Raw genomic sequence first — 13,933 nt, 5'->3', positions numbered from 1 at the left:
CGCCGGGGCCTCGTCGCGTCCCCGATTGCGCGCAACCCAGCAGCCCGCCCACCTGTCCGCAATTTCCAGCAATCACCGGGCAGTCGGCAGCCATTCGGCGCATCCTGGTCGTCCGACCACAGGCGACCGGAGGGCGACATGACGCTACGGTTTATCGGCACCACCAGCGACGATGGAGACTGCCCCACCCTGTACGAGATCCCGGAGACCGAGGAAATCCTCGTCCAGGGCGACCGCGAGACCGACCCCGAGCACCTCGCCCAGCTCCGCGACGTCAAGCCGTCCGAGACGTTCGTACGCGTCCCCCGAGCACTCCTCACCCGCTACGCCCCCAGAACCGACACGCCCCCGCTACAGCCGTTCTCCGCGATCTCCCACCTGTTCCGCGACTTCCGGCACACCGCGTTCCGACTGGAGACCCGCCGCGGCTACGCCTCCGACCGCAACAGTCCCAAATGGCAACGCTGGCTCAACGGCGAGGACATCGCCGCCGAGCCGCCCAACCCGTGGCGCGAGAACGTCGCCGCCCAGACCGCCCAGGGCAAGAGGTTCGAACGCGTCCGCCTCGTCGACACCCCGCCCACGGAGGGGCAACGCTTCCTGCTCGCCAGCGCACCCGGCAACCTCGCCGCAGGCGAGGACATCCGTAACCTGACCCGCGCCGACGCTGAACGGCTGCGCCTGCCCGAATACGACTTCTGGCTGTTCGACTCCAAGATCCTCGCCCGGTTCGCGTTCGACGAGGACGACACCACCCTCGGCGTCCACGTCACTGAGGACCCCGCCGAAGTGCTCGCCGCCTGCCAGGCCCGCGACGCCGCATGGCACCACGCCACGCCTACCAGCGACTACGCCGAGCAGGTACGTTCCAGCGCGTGACCAGCGACTTTCAGACGGCCCGGGAAGCCCTCGGCGCGCGGCTGCGTGAGCTGCGCACCGAGGCCGGCCTCGACGGCAAAGACCTCGCCGCCAAACTCGGCTGGCAGACGTCGAAGGTCTCCCGGTTGCAGAACGGCAAGCAGACACCGACCCGCGCCGATCTCACGGCGTGGGCGCAGGCGTGCGAGCAGGCCGCCGCGGAAGGCGAGTTGCAGGGGCTGCGCGCTGGCCTGGAGATGAAGCAGCGCCACCGGTCATGGCGCCGCCAACTGGCCGGAGGCCACCGCGGCCGACAGGAGGTCGCGGTACGCCAGACCGAACACACCGCGATGATCCGGGGCCTGGAAGTCTCCCGCGTACCCGGCCTGTTCCAGACCCCGGAGTACGCCCGCGTCATCTTCGACGCCAACGCGGAGTTCCGCGGTATCGCGCCGACCACCGAGGCCGCCGTCGCCGCCCGCATGCGCCGCCAAGAGGCCCTGTACGACCCGGAGAAGAGTTTCCGTTTTCTGCTGTGCGAGGCAATTCTGTACCACCGCTCATGCCCGGCCGACGTCATGGCCGAGCAGCTCGATCGCCTGTATAACCTCGTCGGGCAACGCCGCGTAGAGATCGGCATTCTTCCGTTCGGCACTCAACTACGCCGCACCGCGCCGCACGGCTTCTGGATCTACGACCGCCGGTTGGTCATCGTCGAGACGATCAGCGAGGAACTGTGGCTGACCGGTGATGACGACCTGGCCCTGTACGAACGGGCGTGGGAGTGGCTCGCCGAGGCCGCCGAGTACGGACCACCGGCACGCCGCCTGATCGGCCGCGCTCGCGCCTCTCTTGACCCTCTGTAACGACCTTGAGAGCGGTTGTCACAACTCGCCCAACCAGTGCGGTCCGTCTTCTATCACGGGCCGATCGCCGCTCCCGAGGTCGTTAGCGGAAGTCGTAGTCCTCGTCCATGCCGCTGGAGAGGTAGATTTCCTCGGCTCCAGCGAACGAGTAGCCCTCTGGTTCTTCTTCCTCGCAGTCAACCGAGGTGGGACCCTCGATGTGATCATCGCCCTCCATGCACCGGCAGGGGAAGATCTCCTGGGTGATCTCACCGTTGACGATGCTGTTGACGGCGCGGTCGTGCAAAGGTCCCGTTGGCATACCCCGATGCTACAGAGCATTCCGCAGCAACCGGCGCCCCTGCATGCTCAATCACGCGCAATCCCCATACGGGTGCGCAATCGCAGTCCCTACCGTCCCCGCATGACCACACGGACACCTGCCCTGACCATTCAGCACATCCCCTGGTCACCCGCCGAAGAGGCCGCATACCGCGTTCTCGTCGACCACACGGGCGGCACCGAGGCCGCGCCCCCCTGCCCCGGCTGCAACAGCCCCGAACATGAGTGCGAGACTGGCGCCCAGCTTCGCCGTGCGCTCCGAGACGCAACCACTGCCAGGCGCGCAGGATGATCGCGCCCGCACTGCCCGTGCCGTACATCGCCGCATGGTCCGGCGAAAAGGCCGCGGAACGGCGTCTCGTGTGCCGTGCCGATGGCATCGCCTACGCCGACGAGCAGCCCGACGACCGCGACCAATACGGCGTCCTGTGGAACGGCCGCGCCCGCGCCCGCGGAGTCGGCCGCCCACGGTTCGGGGAGGTTCACCCGGTCAGGCAACGCGAGGCGATGGCGTACCTACTGTGTCAGGTGTGCGGGGCGCCGGCCGACCGCGACGGACGCGGAACCCTGTGGCTGTTGGAGGACAACCGGGCCGACTGGACCGGATGGCCCGATGGACTGATGACCGCGCACCCTCCTGTGTGCCTGCCGTGCGCGCGGCAGGCCGCCGATCTGTGCCCGCACCTCCGCGGCCGGTACGTCGCCGTACGCGTCCGCGAAAGTGACCCATGCGCTGTACTCGGCCGCCGGTGGGCCCCGACCGCACTGGGGGCGCCACAACGGCTCGATCAGCGAGTGGTCCCCTACGGGAACTCGGCTGCTCGGTGGGTGACCGCCGGGCAGCTTATCCGGTCACTGCACGGCTGCACGTTCGTCGATCTGGACAGGCAGATCGCTTCGTCAGGTGCCCGGACCAGTGGGAACCAACCGTGAGGGAGGCCTGCCCTATGAGTATCGACATCCGTACTCGTGTCGCTTCAACCCCTGCTCAATCGCCTTCTGCTCCGTCACCGAGAGGTATCTGTCGTTGACGTAGCCGCAGGGTGACTCACTGGAGTGGTAGCAGTCGGGGTCTGGCCCTGGAGGGATCAGCACGACACGACGTCGAGCTTTGATCGCCAACTCCGCCGCTTGACTCCGGCTGTTCAACTCGCTCTTGAATCTGTTCTCAGCGAGCTGGACCTCACGGCGAAGTTTCGCAAGCTGTTCCTCTCGGTCTCGGCTTAGCTCCTCGTACAGGCGTGCTCGCTCTGCATTCAGCTCCATCGCTTCCTGCGGCGTCAGATCCATGAAGACTCCGTCTGGTCCAGCTACGGCATTGGCAGTTGGCGCAAGCCTGACACCCTCGTGGTCCGTAACGGGTGGCGTTTTCCGAAGATGGCTCCCGGGGGCGTTGTACGGCGAGGGCGCCGAGCGGTTCATTGGCTCACTCCTCTCCGGCGAGGGCGAGATCCTTGTGCGTTGTAGCGGGGTCGCAGCTCTCGTTGAGACGGGCGAACACCTTCTTCACGTATGAGGTGCTGCGGGTAGCGAGGCGTGCCGCTTCGGTAACTGGGGTGCCCGTTGCCCAGCACGATTCCAGGACGACGCGCGCGGCGCCGGTGGACAGCCGCTCGGACTCCCAAACGGTCACCCCACCGTCGGTGTCGTTGGAAGGCCCCTCCAGCGGGAATTTGTGGTGGGCACCACAGATGACCAGCGGCGATGCCTGCGGCACGGTATCAGCGCAGTCGTTGTCAGGCGACTGCTCGGAAGCCACCTCTATGGGCGGCGTGCCAGTCAGCGCGGCGGGGTGCCCCGCCGATCCCGATGCGGACCGCACGGTGACCGGTGCGACCTCGACGCGAGGTTGCTTGATGGGCGTCTCGATTGCGGCCTCGACGTGGTCGGCGAGCCGGTGCACCCGCCACAGAACGAGGGGAGCGATCGCGGACACGGCGACGACGAGGGGCCAGTCGACGGGCAGCAGGCCGGCGGCGGCGAGGTGCGCGGCGGCGTTCGTGGCGATCATCGCGGCGACGGCTGGGGCGACGTCCCGGCGGGCCCGTAGGGCACGCACGGCGTAGATGTCGAGGGCGGCGGGTAGGGCCGCGGCCGTCCACTCGCCGAACCCCGCGGCGCGGGCGAGGGCGTACTCGGCCGACGCGGTCACGGCCAGGGCTGCGGCGAGCGCCGCCCATGCGAGGGGGTCACGCTTCACCGGGGCTCACCGCCGGGCAGGGCGACGGCCTCGGACCACGTCTTACCCGCGGCGAGCGCGGTGTGCGCCTGGGCGGCGGTGACGTAGCCGGTGGGCGGGGACTCGGCGAGGCGTTCGCGGAGGTACCGCGTGGTCCACTCGACGCCGAGCTGAGGGCCGTCGAGGGCGTCGCGGAGTGCGATCCTCGCGTGCATGGCGCGGTCGTTCAGCACGCGGTCGTGCGCCTCGGCGCCGTCGGCCGTGGCAGGCGCGGGAATGTCGAGGGCGTCGAGGACGGCCGTGAGCAGCTCGCGCACGGGGCCGTCTGGGATACGGTCCTGCATTGGGTTCGGGCTCCCTGATCTGGAGGGGTTCGGATCAAGGCCCGGCCGGTGTTCGCTGCACCGGGCGGGGCCGCCTCGTACCTGGGGCGTTCGGGTGGTCACGTGGTCACGGCGGTGGTCACGGACGCACCGGAACGGGCCGGTACGGCCCGAACGGGAGCGGGGGCGGACGTGCCCTCTCAGCAGGCAAAACGGGGTGCGCCGACATCAGCCGTCAGCCTCCGGCACGTCCGTTTCAGGACTCATAATCCGTCGGCCGTGGGTTCGAGTCCCACCCGCCCCACCACAGCCTCCGGCGCAGGAACGTTTTCACCTGGAGGGCCGGGGAGGCCCGGGCAGTCCGGCCAGACCCCGCCGGGACCCCGCCTCGCGGAGTCCCTCCGCGAGGTCTGCGGGGGCGCCGGGCTAGCGGCCGTCCGTGCCGTCGGTGGTGTCCGTGGTGGCCGTGGTGGTGTCGTCGTCGTCCCGCTCGCCCTCCGCCTGGGAGGGAGTGGTGTGCGGCGGGCTCTGGCGGTCCGGGACGTCCCGCTCGTCGCGTTCGCCCTCCGCCTGGGACGGGGTCTGCTCGCTCATCGTGGTGCCTCCTCCGGTCGGACGGGTCGTGGCCCGGGTACCCCGGCCCGGGCCGGTGGCACCACACTGCCGGGGCCGGTGGGGCACCGCGGACCCCGCTCTCCCGGCTCTCCCGCTCTCAGTGGCCGAGCCGGCCCAGGGCCGTCCGCAGGGCCGTGCGCACCTCGGCCGGCGGGGGCGGGCCGTTGCTCTCGGCGCCGGCGGTGACCGCCGCGGCGACCGTGCGCAGCTTGGTGTTGGACAGCTGGGAGGCCTCCCGCAGGATGTGCCACGCCTCTTCCGACGTGCACGCGTGCAGCGCCATGAGCACGCCCCGCGCCTGGTCGATGACCGGGCGGGAGGCGATGGCCTGGCGCAACTGGTCCACCTCCTCCTGCAGGACGTGCAGACGCTCGGCGGGAGCGGCGGGAGCGGCGGGAGCGGCGGGAGCGGCGGGAGCGGCGGGAGCGGCGGGGGCCGCAGGGGGCGCGGGCCGCGGCTCCGGCCGGTGGGCCGTGGCGTGCAGCGGATCGGTGGTGTCCAGGCCGGCCAGCTCCAGGATCCGCAGCGGCTGGCCGTGCCAGTTCGTCGCCGTCGCGGGCACCGACTGCCGGTGGCTGTAGCCGCCCAGCAGGTCCAGGAACTGGAGCCCTGCCGTGTCCATGAACACCACGTCGCCCATGTCCATGTCGACCCGCTCCACATCGGCGGGCAGCCCGGCCAGGGTCTCGGCCAGTACGACCGTGCAGCCGTGGACGAGCTCGCCCCGCGGGACGAGCAGCGCCCGGCCCGCGTCGACACGCCCGTCGATGACCAGGGTGGCCGGCCTCCCCGCCAGAGGTGGTGGTGCCGCTGGGGTCATGTCACCGCCTTGTCCGTCCTCGTCGGTCCTGACAGACGTCGCAACGTCACACGGCCCCCGTCGGCCGCCGGGCCGAACGGGGACCGGGCCCCGGTCTCCGGTGGCCCTGCGACGCTGTCGGTGCACCTGCCCGCCGGACGGCGGACTACACCCGGTACGGGGGAATGACCGGCCCCGGGGGTGGGTAAAGGCGCTGCCCGCCGTCTCCGGCGGGCCTCCCTCCCTCCCTGCCTGCCTACCGGCCGTCCGGCGAGGCGGCGGCCGTGTCCCGGTACGCCGTCCCGGTCGGGCGAGGACGGCGGTGATGCCGTTCCGGCCGGGGGCGGCGGCGGTCGGGACCGCCGGGGCGGCGGCGGTCAGCTCGGTGGCGCCTTCCGCGAGGCCCCGGCCGGCTTCCTCGGCCGCCCCGGTCTGCCCGGTCGTCCCGGGTGCTCCGGTTGTTACGGCTGCTCCGGCTGTGCCGTCTGTGCCGGTTTCCCTCGGGGGATCAGTCGGACGACGTCGTGTGCAGGGCCAGCGGCTCGACCCGGCCCTCCAGCATGGTGCCGAGGCCCTGGACCGCGCACACGTCGGGCCGCTCCGCGATGTGCACCGGCATGCCCGTGGCCTTGCGCAGCATCTGGTCGAAACCGGGCAGCAGCGCGCTCCCGCCGACCATCATGATCCCGCGGTCGGCGAGGTCCGCCACCAGATCCGGCGGGCAGTCCCGCAGCACCTTGCCGATCCCGTCGAACACGGCCGTCAGCGGCGTCTGGATGGCGTTGCGCACGGCGGCGGTGTCGACCCGCACGCTGCGGGCCAGGCCGGTCGCCACGTCCCGGCCGTGGATCTCCGTGGAGGACGGTCCCTGCGGGGTGAGCCCGTTGTCGGACAGCGTGAGCTGCAGCGGGCGCACGGACTGGCTGGGCAGCATCAGTTCGTGCTGGAGGCGCAGGTGCTGCACGATCGCGTTGTCGACGGCCTCACCGCCGACCGGGATGCGCTCGGCCGCCACGATCGAGCCGAGGGAGAGCACCGCGACCTGCGTGGCGTGCGCCCCGCACACCATGACCATCGTCGCCTCGGGCTGTTCGACGGGCAGTCCGCAGCCGACCGCCGCGGCGATCAGCGTGTCGACGAGTTCCACGCGGCGCGCACCGAGCCCGACCAGCGTCTCGACCGACGCCCGCTGGGCCAGCGGATCGGCGCCGTGCGGGGTGCAGACGGCGGCGCGCAGCCGGGGTTTGCGGCGCAGGGCGCGGCGGATCTTGTCGCCCAGCAGGTGCCGCAGCATGCGCTGGGCCATCTCGATGTCGACGACCGTGCCGCCCGAGATGGGCCGGACGACGCGGATGTAGCCGGGGGTGCGGCCGGTCATCCGCTCGGCGAACTCACCGACCGCGATGAGCGCGCCGGTCCGGGTGTTGACCGCGGCGGCGGACGGCTGGTCGACGACGAGCCCGACGCCCTTGACGTACACGCGGGTCCGCGCCGCGCCCAGGTCGACGGCGAAGTGGCAGCGGCGCAGCTGCTCCAGACTGGCGGTACTGGCGGTCATGGCGGAGCCTCCCGAGAGCGCGGACCGTGCGCGGCCGCCCGGCGGCCGGCCTCTCAGGCATCGTGCGCGGGGGCCGGGCCGGGCGCCTTTCGGAGAGGGCCGGGCGGGGGGCCGCTGAATGGGGGGCGGTCAGCGGTTCTCGGCCGCCGTGAGCAGCGGACGGAGGTCCGGGACGAGGAGCACGTCGCCGTCCGCCGCACGTAGGTCCCGCCGCACCCGTTCGGCGCTCCAGCAGCCGATGAACGGCAGACCGGCCGCGCGGGCGGCGGACTGCTCGGCGACGGAGGAACCGATCAGCACGCAGTCGCCGGGGGCGGCGTCGAGCCGCTCCAGGGCCCGGTGCAGGACGTCCGGGTCGGGCATGAGGCGGGTGAGGTCGGCGTCCCGGCCGTGGACGCCGCCCGGCAGGGCGTCCAGCAGGCCCCGCCGCCCCAGATACGCGGTCACCGGTGCGGGAGCCCGGTCGGTCACCACGGCGAGGGGCACCCCGCGGGTGTGCAGGGCCAGGATCAGCCGGTCGGCGAGGGGGACCGGCCGCGCGCCGAACACCGCCCGCGCCTCGTGCCGGTCGAGCCGCAGGCGAACGTCGTGGGCGAGTCGGTGCCCGGCGAGCGACCGGAGGAAGCCGAGCGTGCCGGCTTCCCCGTCCGCCGCCGGCCGGGGCCGCTCCGCCCCCGCCGGCGCCTCCTCGGGAGGTCGCTCCTCGGCGAGGAGAGCCACGAGGTCCAGGAGCACCTCCCGCTCCGCGGCGGGCCGGTACAGCCGGGCGACCACGTCGTCGAGACCGAGCAGGACGCAGCGGGCGCGGGCGATCAGGTCCTCGGGTGAGTCCGCCGCGCCGCGGGACCGGGCGACGGTGCCGGTGACGTCCGGTCGTGAGGTCGCCCACCGGGTGCGGTAACCGGGTACGTCGATCCTCCGAAGACCGGACGTGCGACGGTCCCGGACCGCCGCGAGGGGGTCTCCGGCCAGCCCGGCGACCACCTCCCGCAGGTCGATGAGCCGGCTGGTCACGGCCGCGACCGGATCGTCCACCCGCCAGGCCGCCTCGACCCCCGGGATCGACGTGGCGGTCCGGTGCTCGGTCAGGTCGACCTCGAAGTACTGCCAGGCCGCACGGAGAGGGGCGGGCGCCGACCGGACCCGGTCGGAGTCCGGCAGGGCGAGAGTGCCGTCGGGCAGGCGCAGGACCACGGCCCGGGACGCGTCGCGCGGGAGGGGGATCCACCCGCCGGAGGGCAGGGGGAAGGGCCCGCGCACCGCTGATCCCCCCGGTGCCGGGGCGGGTGCCGGGGATCCGGCGCCGGCCCGTTCGACCAGGTGGTACCAGCCCTTGCCGTCGCCCAGCGGCCGGAACCCGTCCGGGGTGAAGGCGGGGCCGTCCTGTTCCTCCGCGAACGGCACGTCGTGGTACAGGGAGTCCGAGAGGGCGACGATCGCCTGTGCGCCGGAGGTGTCCAGTGCCGCGCCGACCCACTCGGCATCCGGGCGGTAGGCCTGCTCCTCGGTGCCGTCCGGCCGGAACTCCACCTGCCCGAACTCCGCCCGCAGCCGCAGGCCGCCCACGTGCGCCAGCAGCCCGGGCAGGCCCTCCACGGTCGCCCGGAGGAGACGGGAGGCCTCCACCCGTGGCGCCAGCAGTACGAGGAGGCCCTCCCGGTCGTCCAGGAGCTCGTAGGAGCCGCCGACGAGCCCGCTGTCCGTCAGCAGGTCCGTGACCACCCGGTGGAGTGCCGTGCGGGCCTCGGCGCCCCGGGGGGCGTCGGCGAACGAGTAGCGGGCGCAGTCGCGGAAGTCGGTGTCGAAGTCCGTGTCGAAGTCGTCGTCGTCCCCCTCGGACGCCGCCTCCGCCTCCGCCTCCGCCGCGACCTCCGCCAGGATCTCGGCCTGCTCCCGGGCCGTTTCGGGCTCGAGGTCCGGGTCGTAGAAGGGACCGTCCCCCCACGCGGCGCTCCCGGCGATCACTTCGGCCGTCTCCCACTCCTCCTCGGCCGGGCCCTCCTCCGTGCCCAGGAGCGGCGTCCAGAGACCGTCCTCCGTGGGGAAGGGGCCCTCCGCGAGCTCGTCCGGCGCGGACACGGCGCCGTCCGCTCCGCCCGTGTGCGGTGGCGGTTCTTCGTACGCCTGCCACGGAGCGTCGTCCGCCGGCTCGTCGTGCTCCTCGCGCAGTTCCCGGCCCAGGGCCAGCAGCGCCGGGCTCCGCCCCCCGGACAGCTCGTACTCCTCGTACACCGCCAGGGCCTCCTCGCCCCGGCCCTGGCGGCGCAGCGCGATCAGGTACAGGCGGCGGAAGTCCTCCCGGTGCGGGTGGGCGTGCAGCAGGCCGGCCAGGTCGGCGGAGGCCCGGTCGTACTCGCCGAGGGACAGGTCGAGTTCGGCGCGCTTGGTGTGCAGGGCGAGGCGGAGCCGCGTGAGGCGGGTGCGGGCGGTGCGGGCGGCGGGACCGGGCACGTCCGCGAGCGGCTCGGCACCGCGCCAGAGCGCCAGCGCCTCGCTGACGTGGGCGCGGGCATCGGTGGGCGCGCCCTCCAGTCCCGCCGCGTCGGCGCGTCGCACCAGCTCGTCACAGCGCACCACGTCCACCTGGTCGGCGCTGGTGTGCAGCGCGTAGCCGTGGGCGGGCCTCGCCAGTACGCCGGGGCCCAGGACGTCCGCCAGACGTGTGGCCAGCCGGGTCAGCTCGGCCCGCGGGTCGCGCGGCTCGTCGCCCGGGTCCCACAGCCCCCACCGCAGCTCCTCGTGGGTCACCGTGCGGCCGTGCTTGAGCAGCAGCATGGCGAGCAGCGCGCGGACGTCCGGCGGCAGGTCGGGGGAGCCGTCCGGGAGCTCGACCCGCAGGGGTCCCAGGACGCGGTACCGGCGCTGCTCGTACTCCTCGCCGGCCCGGGCCGCCGGCTGCGGGTCGGCGAGCAGGGCCAGGCCCTGGGCCTGAGCCGCCGACGAGGTGGACATCAGCTGGTCGAAGGCGTGCGCGTAGTGCATGCGCAGGGTGCCGGGCAGCCGGTCGAGGCGGTGGGAGTCGATCGGGACGGTCAGGCGCGAGGTCCCCGACGTCAGCAGCAGCAGGATGTCGCACAGGGCTCGCAGGTCCTCGGAGCGGCCGGCCGGGCCCGAGGTCCGTCCCGGTTCGAAGCGGCTGAGCCGGACCGTGCCGTCCGGAAGGAGGACCACCCGGGAGGTTTCCAGGCCGCCGTGCGTGACGCCCGCCTCGTGCACGGCGGTGAGCGCCCGCGCCAGCTGCGCCCCCACCGACACCGTGAGCGGCGTCGGCAGCCGCCGGCCGCCCGAGCGCACGAGGGTGTTCAGGGCGATGCCGTCGAGGTGTTCCATGACGGTGTACGGGATGTCGTCCTCGATGCCGCGGTCGAGGAAGGTGACCACGTTCGGGTGGGCGATCTGCGTCAGGCGGTGCGCGTCCCGCAGGAACGCCTCGCGTGACGCGGGGTCGGTGTCCGCGGCGTGCAGCCGGACCGTCACCGTCCGGTTCGTCTCGGTGTCCTCGGCCAGCCACATCCTCCCGGTCGGCGTGAGCCGACGCACCGGCCGGTAGCGCGCGCCCAGCGCGGGCGGGAAGGGCGACGCGGCCGGTGTCCGTTCCCGCGCGGCCAGCTGCCGCGCGCTGTCCCGCCTGATCGACGCGAACGGTTCGCTCCCGTCGGCCCGCTCGGTGCCCGTCCGGGAGGGGATCAGCGCGCGGAACTCGCCGGGCGACCGCCCCGCCCGCTCGTCGATCAGGCCGCCGGTGCGCAGCAGCAGCTCGTGGGTGCGGTTGCGGGCGGTGCGGGGCAGCCCGCGCAGCAGGAGGTCGCGTACGCCGGGGCGGAACGCGTACGAGCCGGGCGGCCCGGGCACCGTGGTGAGCAGGCCGCTGAGGATGACCTCGGCCAGGTGCCGGGGGAGCGGGTGCGGTTCGACCGCGGCCTGCACCAGCCGCATCACCGGCAGGTCCGGGCGCCCCAGCGCGAGGTGGCCGGCCAGCCGGAAGGCCTGCGGCGACGCGCTCGCGCGAAAGCGCAGGACCAGCTCCTCGGCGGACAGCCGCGTCACGTCGGTGCGGTCGTCGGCGTCGGCCGGCAGCGGGCGGTGCAGCGCCGCGGCCGCGCCCGGGTGCTCGGTGCCGCCCGGACTCGCGACCAGCGCGGCCCAGTTCGCCAGCCATTCGGGTCCCGGTTCCAGTACGGGCAGGTGCACGGCTTCCGCGGGTGCGCGGGGCGCGGTGCTGTCGTACGGCGTGAAGGCGAGCGACGCGCTGGGCGCGGCCCGGTGCGGGGCCGACAGCCGGCCCGGGACCGGCGGCAGGGCGGTGTCCCGCCACAGATGCTCGGGCAGCGGCTGGAGGACGGCCAGGGGCGTCCGGTGCGCCCAGCGCCGCAGCGTGCCGAACCACGCGGTGCCGGCCGGGCCCGCACGCCACTGCGGCCCCATGCAGTCGCTGATCAGCAGGGTGACCGTACGGCCGTCGGCGGGGGCGTGGGTGCCGTCGCCGCGGACGGTGCCGTCGGGTTCCGCGCGGTGCAGGGTGACGGTGCGGAAGACGCCGGACTGGGCGAGGGCGGTGTGCAGTTCGCGCACCAGAGGGTCCCAGACGGGCATCGTGGGGCCCGCGTCGTGGACCAGGTTCAGCCGCAGCCAGCGCTCCCGCACGGGCCGCAGCACCGGCAGCCACGACTCGGGTCCGCCGCCCAGCCGGGCGATCCGGTCGGCGGTCGCGTACTCGTCCACCTCGCGCCCCACCGGGGCGTCGGTACGGAGCTTCAGCGGGCGCAGGGAACGTTGCAGTGCCAGGGGGTGGCGCAGCATCGGCGGGGCGGGCGCGAGTAGGGCGCGGTGCGGTTCGGCCGCCGACGTTCCCGGGGCGGGGGCCGGGGACGGCAGGCGCAGGGGGGTGCGGGGGGTGTCCGGCGCGGGAGGCGGTGCCGCCGGCCGGCCGGGCCGGGGGCGGTGCCCCGGGGACGTCGGCGGCCGGTCACGCTCCGGTGCCGGGCCGGGCGCGGGCGGTGCCGGCTCCGGAGGCTCCGGGGATGCCGGGGGTTCCGTCTCGGCCGCCGGGCCCGTCGGGTCCGGGGCCGCGGGTGCCATCTGCCCGGCCAGCCACAGGAGTTCGGCCAGCTCCAGCGGGGTCGGGCGGACGCCGGAGGCCGCCCGGCCGAGGACGTCGGCCAGGCGGGGCAGGGGTTCCGGCGGGCCGGATCGGTCGGACGGCATCAGAAGGCGTCGGGTTGCGGGGACCGGCCCAGGTAGGGCATCAGCTGCTCCGCCAGCTCGTCGAGCGAGTCCGCGCCGAGGCCGGAGGAACGGGCCAGGTAGATCGCGTTGAGCAACTGGTCCGTGGCCAGTTCCCCGGTGCTCACCCGGGACAGGAACCGGTCGATCAGCCGCTGCGCATACCCGTCGGGCTCGCCCAGGTGGGCGCGGACGATCTCGGAGAGGTGGTCGTCGTCCGGCTGCCGCAGGCGGAGCGAGACGCAGCGGCGCAGGAAGGCGGGCGGGAACTCGCGTTCGCCGTTGCTGGTGAGGACGATGAAGGGGAAGGACCTGCAGCGGACCCGGCCGCGCTCCACCGGCACCCGCTGGTCGGTGCCGTCGACGAGCACCTCGGCACGCCCGCCGGGGGTGTCCCGGGAGGCCCGCACGAGTTCGGGGATCTCGTACTGCCCCTCCTCCAGGACGTGCAGCAGGTCGTTCGGCAGGTCGAGGTCGCTCTTGTCGATCTCGTCGATGAGCAGGGCGCGCGGGCGGGCGTAGGGGAGGAGGGCGGTGCCGAGCGGGCCGAGGCGCAGATGGTTCTCGATGCCCGTACCGGCCGCCGGGCCGCCGGGCCGTTCCGTGGTGTGGCGCGCCGCGTACAGGCGGGAGAGCGGGTCGTACGTGTAGAGGCCGTCGTGGAGGGTGCTGCGGCTGGTGATGTTCCACCTGAGGACCGGGCCGAGCCGCAGTTCGCGGGCGACCGCGTAGGCGAGGGACGACTTGCCGGTGCCCGGCGGGCCGGTGACCAGCAGCGGGCGCCGCAGGTAGAGGGCCGCGTTGACCAGCTGCACCGTGTGCTCGGTGGCCTGGTAGGTCACGGCACGGTGGGCGCGATCGGGTGAGGCGGTGGCGGCGTCGTCGTCCTCGCCGGGCGGGTCGAGCACGGGACGGCCGTCGAAGGCACGCCAGGGCGGGGGAGGGGGCAGCCGGGTGATGCCGTCGTGAGGGGCCGGCGCGCCGGTGTAGACGGGCCACAGGGGCATGGTTCTTCTCTCCGAGCGATCTGGTCGGCGGCGGGTGGAGCATCGGGTGGCACGGCGGGCGGTGCCTCGGGTGGTGCGGCGGGTGGTCCGACGGCGGTTCGACGGCGGGTGGTCGGGTGCGGCGGGTGGTTCCGCGGTGTGCGGTTCGGCGTGGCGGGCGGTTCGGCGTGGCGGGCGGTCCGGG

Annotated in this window: 11 protein-coding genes and 1 tRNA gene; 3 read left to right on the top strand and 9 right to left on the bottom strand. The window is 73.8% G+C overall.

The features are described from left to right. Positions 1-138: 138 nt before the first annotated feature. Both ACP4IX_RS06990 and ACP4IX_RS06985 read left to right on the top strand, forming a co-directional pair. Entirely contained in the window at positions 139-879 is a 741-nt protein-coding gene (locus tag ACP4IX_RS06990; RefSeq protein ID WP_426555002.1) for a DUF6879 family protein, read from the top strand. After that, complete coding sequence (locus ACP4IX_RS06985) at positions 876-1,724, top strand: helix-turn-helix domain-containing protein (protein ID WP_426555001.1); 849 nt, start codon at positions 876-878, stop codon at positions 1,722-1,724. Before ACP4IX_RS06990 ends, ACP4IX_RS06985 begins: the two co-directional genes overlap by 4 nt. An 82-nt stretch (positions 1,725-1,806) precedes the next feature. Here the strand turns inward: ACP4IX_RS06985 and ACP4IX_RS06980 are convergent, their stop codons facing one another. The 4 genes from ACP4IX_RS06980 to ACP4IX_RS06965 all read right to left on the bottom strand — a co-directional run bounded on the left by ACP4IX_RS06980 (position 1,807) and on the right by ACP4IX_RS06965 (position 4,568). Further along, positions 1,807-2,025 (bottom strand): hypothetical protein, encoded by a 219-nt coding sequence (locus tag ACP4IX_RS06980; protein WP_141658488.1) that lies wholly within the window; start codon positions 2,023-2,025, stop codon positions 1,807-1,809. Between the two features lie 965 nt (positions 2,026-2,990). Further along, positions 2,991-3,335, bottom strand: coding sequence for a hypothetical protein (locus ACP4IX_RS06975; RefSeq protein WP_384006779.1), 345 nt, complete (start codon positions 3,333-3,335; stop codon positions 2,991-2,993). A 136-nt stretch (positions 3,336-3,471) separates the two neighbouring features. Continuing rightward, the gene (locus ACP4IX_RS06970; protein WP_426555000.1) at positions 3,472-4,245 is read right to left on the bottom strand and encodes a hypothetical protein; all 774 of its coding nucleotides are present in this window, start codon (positions 4,243-4,245) and stop codon (positions 3,472-3,474) included. Continuing rightward, entirely contained in the window at positions 4,242-4,568 is a 327-nt protein-coding gene (locus tag ACP4IX_RS06965; RefSeq protein WP_426554999.1) for a hypothetical protein, read from the bottom strand. Before ACP4IX_RS06965 ends, ACP4IX_RS06970 begins: the two co-directional genes overlap by 4 nt. Before the next feature lie 162 nt (positions 4,569-4,730). Between ACP4IX_RS06965 and ACP4IX_RS06960 the strand changes: the two genes are divergently transcribed. Next, positions 4,731-4,854 (top strand) — tRNA-OTHER (locus ACP4IX_RS06960). 119 nt (positions 4,855-4,973) lie between these two features. On the opposite strand, the gene ACP4IX_RS06955 is transcribed toward ACP4IX_RS06960, so the two are convergent. The 5 genes from ACP4IX_RS06955 to ACP4IX_RS06935 form a co-directional block, all read right to left on the bottom strand. Then, entirely contained in the window at positions 4,974-5,141 is a 168-nt protein-coding gene (locus ACP4IX_RS06955) for a hypothetical protein (protein ID WP_426519636.1), read from the bottom strand. Positions 5,142-5,259: 118 nt separating this feature from the next. Continuing rightward, positions 5,260-5,982 (bottom strand): ANTAR domain-containing protein, encoded by a 723-nt coding sequence (locus tag ACP4IX_RS06950; protein ID WP_426554998.1) that lies wholly within the window; start codon positions 5,980-5,982, stop codon positions 5,260-5,262. Between the two features lie 487 nt (positions 5,983-6,469). Further along, positions 6,470-7,519, bottom strand: a complete 1,050-nt coding sequence (locus tag ACP4IX_RS06945; protein WP_426519632.1) for a rod shape-determining protein — start codon at positions 7,517-7,519, stop codon at positions 6,470-6,472. A 129-nt stretch (positions 7,520-7,648) separates the two neighbouring features. After that, positions 7,649-12,724 carry an SAV_2336 N-terminal domain-related protein gene (locus ACP4IX_RS06940; protein ID WP_426554997.1) on the bottom strand — a complete coding sequence of 1,692 codons (5,076 nt, stop codon included), beginning with the start codon at positions 12,722-12,724 and terminating at the stop codon, positions 7,649-7,651. Next, positions 12,724-13,749, bottom strand: coding sequence for an AAA family ATPase (locus ACP4IX_RS06935; protein WP_426554996.1), 1,026 nt, complete (start codon positions 13,747-13,749; stop codon positions 12,724-12,726). Before ACP4IX_RS06935 ends, ACP4IX_RS06940 begins: the two co-directional genes overlap by 1 nt. Positions 13,750-13,933 lie beyond the last annotated feature (184 nt).

Origin of the sequence: Streptomyces sp. WG5, from assembly GCF_049974565.1 — a bacterium.
In the GTDB taxonomy this organism is placed as follows: Bacteria; Actinomycetota; Actinomycetes; order Streptomycetales; family Streptomycetaceae; genus Streptomyces.
The sequence above is the reverse complement of the archived record's forward strand: the minus strand, read 5'-3'. Positions and strand labels throughout refer to the sequence as shown.

Excerpts from the sequence above, each read along its gene's own strand:
- ACP4IX_RS06990 (WP_426555002.1), top strand. The coding sequence starts at position 139 with ATGACGCTACGGTTTATCGGCACCACCAGCGACGATGGAGACTGCCCC.
- ACP4IX_RS06980 (WP_141658488.1), bottom strand. The coding sequence starts at position 2,025 with ATGCCAACGGGACCTTTGCACGACCGCGCCGTCAACAGCATCGTCAAC.
- ACP4IX_RS06975 (WP_384006779.1), bottom strand. The coding sequence starts at position 3,335 with ATGGATCTGACGCCGCAGGAAGCGATGGAGCTGAATGCAGAGCGAGCA.
- ACP4IX_RS06965 (WP_426554999.1), bottom strand. The coding sequence starts at position 4,568 with ATGCAGGACCGTATCCCAGACGGCCCCGTGCGCGAGCTGCTCACGGCC.
- ACP4IX_RS06955 (WP_426519636.1), bottom strand. The coding sequence starts at position 5,141 with ATGAGCGAGCAGACCCCGTCCCAGGCGGAGGGCGAACGCGACGAGCGG.
- ACP4IX_RS06950 (WP_426554998.1), bottom strand. The coding sequence starts at position 5,982 with ATGACCCCAGCGGCACCACCACCTCTGGCGGGGAGGCCGGCCACCCTG.
- ACP4IX_RS06945 (WP_426519632.1), bottom strand. The coding sequence starts at position 7,519 with ATGACCGCCAGTACCGCCAGTCTGGAGCAGCTGCGCCGCTGCCACTTC.
- ACP4IX_RS06940 (WP_426554997.1), bottom strand. The coding sequence starts at position 12,724 with ATGCCGTCCGACCGATCCGGCCCGCCGGAACCCCTGCCCCGCCTGGCC.
- ACP4IX_RS06935 (WP_426554996.1), bottom strand. The coding sequence starts at position 13,749 with ATGCCCCTGTGGCCCGTCTACACCGGCGCGCCGGCCCCTCACGACGGC.